14 protein-coding genes are annotated in these 12,685 nt (G+C 72.4%); 5 read left to right on the forward strand and 9 right to left on the reverse strand.

Features of this window, described 5'->3' with window-relative positions; genetic code table 11:
- The 8 genes from ACFW2E_RS27435 to ACFW2E_RS27470 all read right to left on the reverse strand — a co-directional run.
- Positions 1–487, reverse strand: a 487-nt coding sequence (locus ACFW2E_RS27435; protein ID WP_384469739.1) for an alcohol dehydrogenase catalytic domain-containing protein, incomplete at its 3' end; no start/stop codon positions are given.
- A gap of 36 nt (positions 488–523) precedes the next feature.
- Positions 524–1,189 carry a lysoplasmalogenase gene (locus ACFW2E_RS27440; RefSeq protein ID WP_384469740.1) on the reverse strand — a complete coding sequence of 222 codons (666 nt, stop codon included), beginning with the start codon at positions 1,187–1,189 and terminating at the stop codon, positions 524–526.
- Positions 1,186–2,061 carry a sterol desaturase family protein gene (locus tag ACFW2E_RS27445; protein WP_384469741.1) on the reverse strand — a complete coding sequence of 292 codons (876 nt, stop codon included), beginning with the start codon at positions 2,059–2,061 and terminating at the stop codon, positions 1,186–1,188. Before ACFW2E_RS27445 ends, ACFW2E_RS27440 begins: the two co-directional genes overlap by 4 nt.
- 120 nt (positions 2,062–2,181) lie before the next feature.
- Positions 2,182–2,892 carry a VIT family protein gene (locus ACFW2E_RS27450; protein ID WP_384469742.1) on the reverse strand — a complete coding sequence of 237 codons (711 nt, stop codon included), beginning with the start codon at positions 2,890–2,892 and terminating at the stop codon, positions 2,182–2,184.
- Between the two features lie 25 nt (positions 2,893–2,917).
- Entirely contained in the window at positions 2,918–4,147 is a 1,230-nt protein-coding gene (locus tag ACFW2E_RS27455) for an amidohydrolase family protein (protein ID WP_384469743.1), read from the reverse strand.
- On the reverse strand, positions 4,144–5,427 hold the full coding sequence (locus tag ACFW2E_RS27460; RefSeq protein ID WP_384469744.1) for an amidohydrolase family protein: 1,284 nt from the start codon (positions 5,425–5,427) through the stop codon (positions 4,144–4,146). The genes ACFW2E_RS27455 and ACFW2E_RS27460 overlap by 4 nt, the downstream gene beginning before the upstream one ends.
- Before the next feature lie 40 nt (positions 5,428–5,467).
- The gene (locus ACFW2E_RS27465) at positions 5,468–6,352 is read right to left on the reverse strand and encodes an SDR family NAD(P)-dependent oxidoreductase (RefSeq protein ID WP_384469745.1); all 885 of its coding nucleotides are present in this window, start codon (positions 6,350–6,352) and stop codon (positions 5,468–5,470) included.
- Positions 6,352–7,149 (reverse strand): acetoacetate decarboxylase family protein, encoded by a 798-nt coding sequence (locus ACFW2E_RS27470; RefSeq protein ID WP_384469746.1) that lies wholly within the window; start codon positions 7,147–7,149, stop codon positions 6,352–6,354. Before ACFW2E_RS27470 ends, ACFW2E_RS27465 begins: the two co-directional genes overlap by 1 nt.
- Positions 7,150–7,341: 192 nt before the next feature.
- Between ACFW2E_RS27470 and ACFW2E_RS27475 the strand changes: the two genes are divergently transcribed.
- The 5 genes from ACFW2E_RS27475 (at position 7,342) to ACFW2E_RS27495 (ending at position 12,111) form a co-directional block, all read left to right on the forward strand.
- Positions 7,342–8,337: a DEDDh family exonuclease gene (locus ACFW2E_RS27475; RefSeq protein WP_384469747.1), complete on the forward strand. Its 996-nt coding sequence runs from the start codon at positions 7,342–7,344 to the stop codon at positions 8,335–8,337.
- Between the two features lie 79 nt (positions 8,338–8,416).
- Positions 8,417–8,650 carry a hypothetical protein gene (locus tag ACFW2E_RS27480; protein WP_384469748.1) on the forward strand — a complete coding sequence of 78 codons (234 nt, stop codon included), beginning with the start codon at positions 8,417–8,419 and terminating at the stop codon, positions 8,648–8,650.
- Positions 8,651–8,699: 49 nt separating this feature from the next.
- Complete coding sequence (locus ACFW2E_RS27485) at positions 8,700–9,488, forward strand: SURF1 family protein (RefSeq protein WP_384469749.1); 789 nt, start codon at positions 8,700–8,702, stop codon at positions 9,486–9,488.
- Between the two features lie 77 nt (positions 9,489–9,565).
- Positions 9,566–11,350, forward strand: a complete 1,785-nt coding sequence (locus ACFW2E_RS27490) for a glycoside hydrolase family 15 protein (protein WP_384469750.1) — start codon at positions 9,566–9,568, stop codon at positions 11,348–11,350.
- Positions 11,351–11,355: 5 nt separating this feature from the next.
- Positions 11,356–12,111 carry an SDR family oxidoreductase gene (locus ACFW2E_RS27495; protein ID WP_384469751.1) on the forward strand — a complete coding sequence of 252 codons (756 nt, stop codon included), beginning with the start codon at positions 11,356–11,358 and terminating at the stop codon, positions 12,109–12,111.
- A gap of 24 nt (positions 12,112–12,135) precedes the next feature.
- Here the strand turns inward: ACFW2E_RS27495 and amaP are convergent, their stop codons facing one another.
- Positions 12,136–12,669 carry an alkaline shock response membrane anchor protein AmaP gene (amaP, locus tag ACFW2E_RS27500; protein WP_384469752.1) on the reverse strand — a complete coding sequence of 178 codons (534 nt, stop codon included), beginning with the start codon at positions 12,667–12,669 and terminating at the stop codon, positions 12,136–12,138.
- Between the last annotated feature and the right edge of the window lie 16 nt (positions 12,670–12,685).

Genomic DNA, 12,685 nt, shown 5'->3' on the forward strand with positions numbered 1-12,685 from the left:
GGGCGGCTTGGTGGCCGGTGCCGAGCACGTCGGACAGGGTCAGCAGGGCCGACAGCAGGCGGTCGTCGGAGGCCGCGTCCTTGGGCAGCTGCACGAGGGTGCCGTCGGCGAACGGCACGCGTACCGCCTCGCCCTGGCCGCCGTCGTAGCCGACGGAGCCCCAGAAGCCGCCGTGCTCGCAGGAGGTGGTCAGGCCCTCGCTGCAGTAGTCGCAGACGCCGTCGGACCACATGAACGGAGCGACCACGAGGTCGCCGCGCCGGACGGTGCTCACCTCGGAGCCGGTCTCCTCGACGATGCCGAGGAACTCGTGGCCGATCCGCTGGCCCGGCTGCCGGGCCGCCTCGCCGCGGTACGCCCACAGGTCGCTGCCGCAGATGCAGGCGCGCAGCACCCGCACGACGGCGTCGGTGGGCAGTTGCACCACGGGCTCGGGGACGTCCTCCACGCGCATGTCGTACGGGGCGTGGATGGTGGTGGCGCGCATGGCGAGGGTCCTTCTCTGATCCGCGGTCGAGTGCGCTCAGGGGGTGGTCGAGCGCACTTCACCGTACGCCGTCGCCGACGCGGATCGCTCGTCGAGGGTGCCGCGGACCAGCAGGTACTGCGCCAGGGCGTAGGTGAGCATGATCCAGAGGTCGGAGCGGGGTGCCTGGGGCCAGTCGGCGAGGCCGGTCGCGATGAGGGTGTCGGAGAGCATGAAGAGCGCGCCGCCGAGGCCGCCGGCGAGGCCGAGCCGGGTGGCAGCGCCGTACGCCATGGCGGTGAGCAGCGTGCTGTAGCAGGCGACGGGGACGCGGAGGCCCGGGGGCAGGTCCGGCCACAGGAGGGCGACGGTGGTGACGAGGACGGCGGCGTAGACCGGGGCCAGGACGCGGGCGGGCGCGCGTGAGGGGCCGTAGCCGCGGAAGAGGGCCAGGTAGCAGAGGTGTCCCGCCGCGAAGCAGGCCATGCCGGCCATGAAGGCGGGGTCCGCGTCGGACAGGAGCAGGACGTCCCCGCCCCAGCCGCACAGCAGGGCGGCGACGAGGAGGCGCGGGGCGCCGCAGCGGGCCGCGTGGGCGGCGAGGAGGGGCATCAGAAGGGACTTGGCCACCAGGTGCCCTGCGTCGGAACCGACCGCGAGGCAGACCAGGTCGGCGGCGGTGGCGAGGGCGAAGGCGGCGAGCGGGACACGGGACTCTCTCACGCGGCCGCGATCCCCTCGGCCGCCGCGGACGCGTCCGCGGCCGGTGTGGGCTGCCAGCCCGGCCCCCCGAACATCCGTCCCGCGCGCTCGCGCCAGTCGGCCGCCGACTTCACGTCCTTGGCGATGGCCACGTACTCGTGCGTGGCGACCTTGATCGGGTTGAACGTGTCGATGTTCTTGGTCAGCCCGTACACGGGACGCTCGGTCTCCGCCACGAACGACTTGAAGAGGCGGTCCCAGACGATGAGGATGCCGCCGAAGTTGCGGTCCAGATAGCCGCCCTGGGACGCGTGGTGCACCCGGTGGTGCGACGGGGTGTTGAACACGAATTCGTACCAGCGGGGCAGCTTGTCGATCCGCTCGGTGTGGATCCAGAACTGGTAGACGAGGTTGACCGAGGAGCAGAAGGCGAGCGCGGCGGGGTGCACGCCGAGGGCGACCAGCGGGAGGTAGAACGGCCAGGAGGTGAGGCTCGTCCAGGGCTGGCGCAGCGCGGTGCTGAGGTTGAACTTCCTGCTGGAGTGGTGCACGACGTGGCAGGCCCACAGGACGCGGATGACGTGGTGGCCGCGGTGGGACCAGTAGTAGAAGAAGTCCTGCGCGAGCAGCATCGGCAGGACCGTCCACCACAGCACGGGCACGCGCAGCGGGGTGAGGGCGTAGACGGCCGAGTAGATCCCGACGACCGGGATCTTCCACAGGGCGTCGAAGAACAGGCTGCCGAGCCCCATGGAGATGCTGGTCGCGGCGTCCTTCGCCGCGTATCCGGCCGCCTCCTCGTCGGGATGCAGGCGGACGCTGATCATCTCGATCACGGTGAGCAGCACGAAGGCGGGGATCGACCAGACCACGACATCGGGGAGGTTCGGCATGAGCGCACCGTAGGGCGGTCCACGCCCGAAGCCTAGAGGTTGTTACCCACAAGTATTTCCCGCAGTACGCGCTTGTTTGTTATCGATCTCCGCCAAAGGCGTCCGTGCGCCCCCGGATGCCTAGATGCCGGCCGCCCCGAGCAGGCTCCCGGCGGCGTAGGTGACCCCCATGGCCAGGGCGCCGCCCGCCGCGTTCCGTAGCACCGCCCGCCCGGGGGTGGCCTCGCCCAGCCGTGCGCTGCTCCAGCCGGTGAGGACGAGCGCGGCCAGCACGGACACGACAGTGACCGGCAGCCGCAGCTGCGCCGGCGGTAGCACGATCGCCAGGAGCGGCAGCAGGGCGCCCACGGTGAAGGCCAGGAAGCTGGCCCACGCCGCGTGCCAGGGGTTGGTCAGCTCGTCCGGGTCGATACCGAGTTCCACGCTCGCGTGGGCCCGCAGCGCGTCCCGTTCCGTCAGCTGGACCGCCGCCTCCCGCGCCACGTCCCGGGTCAGCCCGCGCTCCTCCAGCAGCCCGGTCAGCTCCTCCAGTTCGGCGTCCGGCGACTCCCTCAGCTCCCGCTTCTCCATGGCAAGCGCGGCCAGTTCCGAGTCGCGCTGGGTGGAGACGGACACATACTCGCCCGCCGCCATCGACATCGACCCGGCGAGCAGCCCGGCCAGTCCCGCCGTCAGCAGGGCGCCCCGGTCGTCGGTCGCCCCGGCCACACCGACGACGAGCCCCGCGGTGGACACGATGCCGTCGTTAGCGCCCAGTACCGCGGCCCGCAGCCAGTTCAGCCGGGAGCCGAGCGCACCGCCGTGCGCCTCGTCATGGGTTGGTTCGGTCACATGACCGAGGATCGCACCCCCGGTGTCACCAGACCCGTACCGACGCTCCCCGCGCGAAAACCGGGCTCGTGGCGTCCGCGGGCGGCTCCGCCAGGGGCTCGGCCAGCTCCTCGACCGTGGGGCCCGCCTTCGCCGCGATCGGGTCGAGGAAGTCCAGGTCGAAGCCGTACACCCGGGCCGCGTTGCCCCCGAGCATCGCGGCGACCTGCTCCCGCGGCACGCCCGCGAACGCGAAGCGCAGTCCTTCCCGGGAGTAGGGGTAGGTGCCCTCGTCGTGCGGGTAGTCGCTGCCCCACATGATCTTGTCGATGCCGATGCGGTCGCGGAGCGGCACCTCGTGCGGGCGCATGAAGCTCGCGCCGACGAAGCAGTTGTCGCGCCACACCCGGGACGGCGCCTCCCCCATGCCGGCCGCGAGGCCCGCGCCGAACCTGGACTCCGCCGTGGTCGCCCTCGTCGCCGCCGCGACCATGCGGCCGTGGTAGTAGTCCAGCATGTCGAGCACGCCGGGGATCCAGCCCGAACCCTGCTCGGTCAGGACCAGCCGCAACCCGGGGTGACGGCGGAAGGCGCCGCCGAAGACCAGGTGCCACAGGGCGCGGTGGGAGAACCAGGTCGTCTCGACCATGAAGACCGCGCGGGCCGCCGGTTCGTCACCGAGCGGCGGGGAGGCCGAGCCCGCGTGGTGGTTGACGGGCACGCCCAGCTCCTCGCAGACGGCCCAGATCGGGTCGTAGGTCCGCGAGTACAGCTCGGGAAGGCCGGACCCCGGCGGAGTGCCCGGCAGCATCGGACCGCCCCTGAGGCCCGCCGCCACCGCCCACCGGATCTCCTTCACGGCCTCCTCCACGTCGTTGAGGAGGATCTGGAAGACACCCGCCCGGCGGCCCGGCGCGGCCGCGCAGAAGTCCGCCAGCCAGCGGTTGTGGGCGCGCAGGCCCGCCCACCGCAGCTCGAAGTCCCCCGCGGTCGGCGCCGGGGCCATCAGCGAGCCGGAGGGGAAGAACGGCGGGATGGTGTTCGGGAAGACGACCTCGGCGACGATGCCGTCCGCCTCCAGTTCCGCTACGCGGCGCTCGGAGTTCCAGTTCCTGTCGGCCGTGTCGGCGAGCAGGTCCTCGTACGGGTTGACGTACGTGGCCGCCCACGCGTCGAACGCGTCGTGGTGGCGTTTGTCCAGGTACGGCCGGTAGTCCAGCAGATCGGCGCCCGCGTGGCAGTCGGCGGAGATCACCGTGTAACGGTCGTCGTTCATGACGTCACCCCCAGGAGCGGGAAGTCGTTGTCGGTCAGCCAGTGGCGGCCGACCTCGCGCGAACGCGCCCAGGACGCCTCGACGGCCGCCTGGTCGTCCGGCTGGCCGAGGTCGGCGGGGGTGGGGCCGATACGGCGGGCCAGCGGCGTGAGCCGGTCGACGTCGAAGCCGAAGACGCCGGCCGCCGCCAGGCCCAGCATGCGGCGTGTCTCGGTCACCGGGATGTCGTGGAAGGTGCGCCGCAGCCACGCGCGCGTGTCGGGCCAGGTGCCCTCGGGGTGCGGGAAGTCGCTGCCCCACAGGATGTTGTCGACGCCGATCTCATAGCGCTGGGCGAGTTCGCGGCGCTTGGTGTTGGTCGCGCAGACGAAGACCTGGCGGTCGAGGTACTCGTGCGGCGGGCGCCTGAGTTCCTCGAAGGGGGAGAGCTTCTTGCCGCCGTGCGCGCCGAGGTAGAGCCGGTCCATGAACCACAGCAGGTTGGGCAGCCACCAGCAGCCGGACTCGGCGACGCCGAACCTCAGGCCGGGGTGCCGCTCGAACACGCCGGACCACAGCAGGAACCAGAGCGGCCGGGCGGGCCACCAGGTGACCTCCGAGACGTAGATGCCCAGATGGTCGCCGTACTCGTGGCGCGGGGCCGCGCCGGAGTGGGTGACCACGGGCATGCCGCACTCGGCGGCGGCCGCCCACACGGGGTCGTAACGGCGGTCGTGGTAAGGCTCCTTGCCGGCCCACATGGCGGGGATCATCAGGGCGCCCAGACCGGACTCCCTGGCCCGGTGGACCTCGGCGACGACCGCGGAGACCTCCCCGGTGATCGGCAACAGGGCCACTCCGCAGTGCCGTTCGGGGTTCTGCGACACGAACTCCGCCAGCCAGCGGTTGTGCGCCCGCGCGCCCGCCATGCCCAGCTCCGGGTCCTGGTCGCCGGACAGCCCCAGGCCGACCCCGAAGGGCGCGGCCGTACGGCTGTCGACGGCGTCGGCGTCCGGGAAGACCACCTCGGCGGCCACTCCGTCCCCGTCGAGTTCCTTCAGCCGCTGCGCGGCGTCCCATCCCCCGCGCAGGCCCTCCTCGTTGTCCTGGAACCACTTGTCCGCGAACGCCTCGTTGCGGATGCCGAGCCGCGTCATCTCCTCGCGGCGCCGGTCGCGGCCCGCGAGGAACTCGTCGAACTCCCGGTGGAAACGGGAGTCCAGATAGGGCCGGTACTCCTCGGTGGGCAGCCCGGCGTGGCAGTCGGAGGAGATGATCAGGTACGGGTCCTGGTCCGTCACCACGGTCCCCTTCTCAGTCCGGTCGGTCGAGCGTGAAGCGTCAGTCGAGGATGAAGTTCTCGAGGTACGACGGGTTCGCACGGTCGAGCATCGACCGCGCCCTGGCCCGGATCTGGGCGTCGCTGTGCTCGCTCTTCGGCAGCAGCCAGAAGCGGTCCGCGCGGATGCCGTCCACGACGAGGTTCGCGACCTCCTCGACCGGCGTGAAGCGCACCTCGCGGCCCGCCGCGCGCATGGCCGCCTCCCACTGGCCGAGGCTGCGGTACGGGGTTCTGCGCGGACGCTGCTTGGCGTACCGGGCGGGACGGTTGCGGTGCGACTCCCACAGGCCCGTGCGCAGCATGTGCGGCCCCGGGAAGAGCACCGACGCGCCCACGCGCGCGTGCTCGGCCTTCAGATGGGCGTAGAGGGACTCGGTCATCGTCACGACGGCGGCCTTGGTGACGGCGTACACGGAGGCGGTGGGCAGCGGGGCGATACCACCGTCTCCGGAGGACGTGTTGACGACGTGTCCCGGCTCGCCCGAGGCGAGCATCCGCGGGAGGAACGCCTGGATGCCGTGGAAGACGCCCCACACGTTGACCGCGAAGGCCCACCGCCAGTCGTTCGGTTCGTGCTCCCACATCCGGCCCTCGGCGCCCGAGCCGACACCGGCGTTGTTGCACAGGACGTGCACGGCCCCGTACGTGTCGTACGCCGACTCCGCGAGGTCCAGCACCTGTTCGCGCTCGCCGACGTCGACCACGCGTGCGTGCGCGTCGGCGCCCTCCGCGCGCAGGTCCGCCGCGGCCTTCTCCAGCGCGGTCTCCTCGACGTCGGCGAGGACCACCCTGAGACCTTCCGCGGCGAACCGCCGGGCCATCGCCAGTCCGATCCCGCTCGCCGCTCCGGTGACGACGGCGACCTGTCCGGCCCTCAGTTCCATCAGGCGCTCCCCTCGGGGGGTGCGTCGAGCGCCTGCAGCGGATCGTCGTAGCGCTGGTGGACGTACGGCAACAGGGCCCGCGCGTCGACCCGTTCGACGACCCGGCCGCGCTGGTCGCTCGTCTTCTCGCCGAGGGTGATCTCCAGGAGGCGGTGGACCGGGAGGTCGGCGACGGGGTCGTACACGGACTCCCGCAGGACGACGTCTCCGGTGATCCGTTCCAGCCTGCGGACCTTCTCGTTGCGCACGCAGTGCACGAGCACGGGGTCGGCGTCGAAGCCGCAACCGTCCACCGCGGGGAGGAACTTGAAGTAGAAGTCGGTCCTGCGGGACGGCGCGGGCGGGGGCAGCTCCCCCGACACCGACCCGCGCACCTCCACGAAGGCGATGCCGTGCCGGGCGAGGGCCGCGCGGACGGCGGGGCCGTCGCGCTCCACGGTCACCTCACCGAGCTTCTTGGGTTCCCCGAAGACCTCGCGGCCGCCGGTGAGGGCGCGCTCGTGGGTCATCGGCATGACGAGCGGATACCAGCCCTCGACCGAGTCGTGGGCGGCGGCGACCGCGAACGACCCCGCGCCGAGCGGGTATCCGGGCAGGTCGACCTTGCTGATGTTCACCCGGACGAGCGGCCGTGCCGTCGGCTTGAGCGGCGGTGGCAGGATCGCTGCGACCGCGTCCGGGTCGGTCTCCCAGACGGCCACCACACCGGTGGACCAGATGTCGGGGAGCTTCGCGCTCGCGGTGCGTGTGGCGGTGACCTCCGCCTCGGTCCGTGCGCCGTACCGTACGCGTGCCATAGGCCGTACCGCCCTTCCGTCGACCGTCATCCGCCGGGCGCCAGCACGCTTGCACCGGGCGGTGAAAAGGTCCATAGCCGCGCGCACGGACATTCGCGACACCCGGCCGGTGTTCGAACGAGCGGCGCCGGCCGGGCCGCCGCGGAGACTCCGGGACAGCGCTGTCGGTCGCGGCCCGTATCCTCAGTGACCATGCTCGAAGACCGCACGACCGCAGCGTCCTCCCCCACCCGGTGGCCGGCCGCGTATCCGAAGGGATACGCGGTCGTTGACGTGGAGACCACCGGCCTGGCCCGGGACGACCGGATAATCTCCGCGGCCGTCTACCGGCTGGACGCGCGCGGCGAGGTCGAGGACCACTGGTACACGCTGGTCAATCCGGAGCGCGACCCGGGCCCGGTGTGGATCCACGGCCTGACGAGCGAGGTGCTGGAGGGCGCGCCGCTCTTCGAGGACATCGCGGAGGAGTTCGCGGGCCGCCTCGACGGCCGCGTGCTGGTCGCGCACAACGCGGTCTTCGACTGGCAGATGATCGCGCGCGAGTACGCGCGCGCGAAGCGCGAGGCACCGGTGCGGCAGCGGCTGTGCACCATCGCGCTCTCGAAGGAGCTCGGTCTGCCACTGCCGAACCACAAGCTGGAGTCGCTGGCGGCGCACTTCGGTGTCGTGCAGCAGCGCGCGCACCACGCGCTGGACGACGCGCGCGTACTGGCCGAGGCGTTCCGGCCCAGCCTGCGGGCCGCGGCGGCGGGCGACCTCCGGCTGCCGCTGCTGGAGTGCCGGCCGCTGACCGAGTGGAACGACCGGCCGGCGCCGCTGATCGGCCGGCAGTCCGGCGGTGGCTACGGCGGCTACGGGCCGTCGAGTTGGCGCCCGTCCCGCAAGCGGCCCGCGTGCCCCTATCCCAACCCGGGCCGGTACGAAGAGGGCAAGCCGCTCAAGCAGGGCATGCGGGTCGCGTTCTCCGGGGACACCTCGGTCGACCGCGAGCTGCTGGAGGACCGGGCGGCCGAGGCCGGGCTGCACGTCGCGACCAGCCTGTCCCGGCTGACCAGCCTGCTCGTCACCAACGACCCCGACTCGGGCACGTCGAAGGTGGTCAAGGCGCGCCAGTTCGGGACGCCGGTGGTGGACGAGGCGGCGTTCGGGCAGCTCCTCAGGGACGTCGAGCCCGCACCGGAGCAGTGACCGTACGGATGGGTGATTGCCACGCGACTCGCCCGGCACCCACTCGCCCGGGCGACAGCGACGGCTCACCCTGTGGCGCATGGCGAAATGCGAAGTTTGCGGCAATGACTACGGAATGACCTTCGAGGTCCACGCGCAGGGCGCGGTGCACGTCTTCGACTGCTTCTCCTGTGCGATCCACCGCATGGCCCCCGTCTGCGAGCACTGCAAGGTCTCGATCATCGGCCAGGGCGTGGAGGCCGACAACCAGTGGTACTGCGGCGCCCACTGCGCCCGCTCCGCGGGGAAGGCGGGGATCGTGGACCGGGTGTGAGCCGGTACCCGCCTGATTGCGCCCCACGACCGAGTTGTACGGTCGTGGGGTGTACCGCTTCCTGTTGACCCGCCAGTGGGTGATCCTCACCCTGATCGCCCTGGTCCTGATCCCCACGATGATCAGGCTGGGCTTCTGGCAGAAGCACCGGTACGAGGAGCGCAGCGCCCGGAACCAGCTGGTCTCCGACGCGCTGAACGCCAGGCCGGTCCCCGTGGAGAAGCTGACCTCCCCGGGGCACACCGTGACCCGTGCCGAGCGGTACCACAGCGTCACCGCGACCGGCACCTTCGACACCTCCCGGGAAGAAGTGGTCCGGCGCCGCGTCAACTCCGACGACGAGGTCGGCTTCCACGTCCTGACCCCGTTCGTGCTCACGGACGGCAGGGTGCTGCTGGTCAACCGCGGCTGGATCCCCGCGAACGGGGTGCAGACCGCCTTCCCGAAGATCCCCGCGCCGCCCGCCGGCCGCACCACCATCACCGGGCGGCTGAAGCCCGACGAGACGACCGCCGCGAGCGGGATCAAGAACATCGAGGGACTGCCGGACCGGCAGGTCATGCTGATCAACAGCGAGCACGAGGCTCGGCGCCTCGGCGCCCGGGTGCTCGGCGGATACGTCGAGCAGACGGCCCCCGAGCCCAAGGGCGGCACTCCGCAGCAGATCTCCGACCCCGGCAAGGAGGACGCCCCGCTGAACTACGCGTACATGATCCAGTGGTGGCTGTTCGCCGCGGGGGTCCCCGTGGGCTGGGTCGTCCTGGTGCGCCGCGAGGCCCGGGAGCGTACGGAGGCGGCCGCCCGGCCGAGCGAGGAGCGGGCCCCGGCGGGGGTGTGACCATCGCGTTCCCGGCCGTGTCACCCGCCCGGCCCCACTGCTGATTGCCCCGGGGGCCCGCCGGGAACCCGCACCCCGTGCAACCCCGAATCGAGGACTACGCCCTCATCGGCGACGAACAGACGGCGGCGCTGGTCGGCAGGAACGGCTCCATCGACTGGCTCTGTCTGCCCCGCTTCGACTCCGCCGCCTGCTTCGCCAGACTCCTGGGCGACGAGGAGAACGGCCACTGGAGGATCGCGCCCAAGGGCGCGGACATGTGCACACGCCGCGCGTACCGCACCGACACCCTCGTCCTGGACACCGAATGGGAGACCGAGGAGGGGACGGTCCGGGTCACCGACCTGATGCCGCAGCGCGACCGCTGCCCCGACGTCATGCGCATCGTCGAGGGCGTCAGCGGCCGCGTCACCGTGCGCAGCACGCTCCGCCTGCGCTTCGACTACGGCGCGATCATCCCCTGGATGCGCAGGTCCGGCGGCCACCGGGTCGCGGTCGCCGGACCCGACTCGGTGTGGCTGCGCAGCGAGCCCGCCGTGCGGACGTGGGGCGAGGACTTCGGCACCCACTCGGAGTTCACCGTCGCGGAGGGCGAGCGGGTCGCGTTCGTCCTCACCTGGCACCCCTCGCACGAGCCCCGCCCGTCGCTCGTCGACCCGTACGAGGCACTGCGCGCCAGCGTCACGGACTGGCGGCGCTGGGCGACCCGCTGCCGCTACGACGGCCCCCACCGGGACGCGGTCGTACGCTCCCTGATCACTCTCAAGGCCCTCACCTACGCCCCGACCGGCGGCATCGTCGCCGCGGCCACCACCTCGCTCCCCGAGGAACTCGGCGGCACACGCAACTGGGACTACCGCTACTGCTGGCTGCGCGACTCGACCCTCACCCTCGGGGCCCTGCTGTCCGCGGGGTACCACAAGGAGGCCGAGGCCTGGCGCGACTGGCTGCTGCGGGCGGTCGCGGGTGACCCGGGACGTCTGCAGATCATGTACGGCGTGGCGGGCGAGCGGAGGCTGCCCGAGTTCGAGGTGTCCTGGCTGTCCGGCTTCGCCGGGTCGGTACCCGTACGGATCGGCAACGGTGCCGTGGACCAGCTCCAGCTGGACGTGTACGGCGAGGTGCTGGACTCGCTGTGGCTGGCCCGGAGTTCGGGGCTGTCCGCCAAGCCGCACATGTGGTCGCTCCAGGGCGTGCTGCTGCAGTGGCTGCGCGAGGCGTGGCGCCGGCCGGACGAGGGCCTGTGGGAGGTGCGTGGCGGGCGCCGCCAGTTCGTGCACTCGAAGGTCATGGTGTGGGTGGCCGCCGACCGGGCCGTGCGCACGCTGGAGGAGCATCCCGATCTGCCCGGGGACCTGGTGGGCTGGCGCGCGCTGCGGGACGAGGTGCACCGGGAGGTGTGCGAGAAGGGCTACGACCCGGAGCGGAACACCTTCACGCAGTACTACGGCTCGCGCGAACTGGACGCCTCCCTGCTGCTCATCCCCCGCGTCGGCTTCCTGCCGCCCGACGATCCGCGGGTCGTCGGCACGGTCGACGCGATCCGCGAGGACCTCGGCCACGGCGGCTTCGTACGCCGTTACGACACCAGCGGCACATCCGTCGACGGAATCGAGGGGGACGAGGGCGCCTTCCTTGCGTGCTCCTTCTGGCTCGCGGACGCACTGCATCTGACGGGCCGTACGGACGACGCCCGGGACCTGTTCGAACGGCTGGTCGGCCTCGCCAACGACGTGGGACTGCTGGCCGAGGAGTACGACCCGGTGGCCGGCTGCCAGCTCGGCAACTTCCCGCAGGCGTTCAGCCACATCGGCCTGGTGAACACCGCCCTCGCCCTCTTCGGGGGCGACGGGGCAGGATAGGGGCCATGGATCTTGGACTGAAGGACCGGGTGTACGTCGTCACCGGGGCCACGCGCGGACTGGGCAACGCCGCCGCGCGCGAGCTCGTCGCCGACGGGGCGAAGGTGATCGTCACGGGCCGGGACGAGGAGCGCGTCGCCGACGCGGCGGCCGGACTGGGGCCCAACGCCGCCGGGGTGGCCGTCGACAACGCCGACCCCTCGGCTCCGGCACGGCTGATCGCGGCCGCCCGTGAGCGCTTCGGCGGCTTCGACGGCATCCTCGTCAGCGTCGGCGGCCCGCCGCCCGGCTTCGTCGCCGACAACACGGACGAACAGTGGCACACGGCGTTCGACTCGGTGTTCCTGGGCGCGGTGCGGATGGCTCGTGCCGCGGCCGAGGAGCTGGACGCGGGCGGCGTCATCGGGTTCGTGCTGTCGGCTTCGGTGCACGAGCCGATTCCCGGGCTGACGATCTCCAACGGGCTGCGGCCGGGCCTCGCCGGGTTCGCGAAGTCGATCTCGGACGAGCTGGGCCCGCGGGGTGTCCGGGTCGTCGGGCTGCTGCCGTCGCGCATCGACACGGACCGGGTGCGCGAGCTGGACGGGCTGTCGGCGGATCCCGAGGCCACGCGTGCGGCGAACGAGTCGCGGATTCCACTGCGGCGGTACGGGTCGCCCGAGGAGTTCGGGCGGGTGGCCGCGTTCCTGCTGTCTCCGGCCGCGTCCTATCTGACGGGCATCATGGTCCCCGTGGACGGCGGGATGCGGCACGGGTTCTGAGGGCCTCCGCTCCGGCCCCGGCCGTCAAGTCACGCGTTCCGCACGGCGCTTGACCGCACCGAGTCGAACCTCGGCCGGCAGCTTCGCCAGGCCCGCCGAGTCGCGGGCGTGGGTCAGGGACCGCGCGGTGAGGTCGTGCAGGGCCGTTCCGGGGTCCACGTCCGGCTCCAGCCGGAGCCGTACACGGGCCTCGGGGGCCTCGCGCCGGCCGCTCAGCGTGGCCTGTGCGTGGGCCACACCGTCCAGCCGCGCCGCGTCGGCGGCGAGGACGCCCTCCAGCGCGCGCCCGCGCAGCAGCGCGCCCTCGCCGTCGCCGGTGTCCACGCGCACCTCGGCGAGCCGGCGGCGGCGCAGCACCGCGGTGAGCCACCACAGCGCGAGCAGGACGAGGACGGCGAGCACCGCGAGCACGGCGGGCCACCACCAGCCGCTGTCGGCCCACCGCGTCCGCCCGGCCCGGCCGAGCAGTACGTCGTGCCGTCCGTCGGGGGTCCACCCCCCCGGGGGGCGCCCCCCCCCGCCCACCCGCCGCCCCCAGCCGCCCGGGACGACCACCACCCGGCGGGGTTAAACA

The sequence above is a fragment of the Streptomyces sp. NPDC058964 genome (genome assembly GCF_042741275.1).
GTDB lineage: Bacteria > Actinomycetota > Actinomycetes > Streptomycetales > Streptomycetaceae > Streptomyces.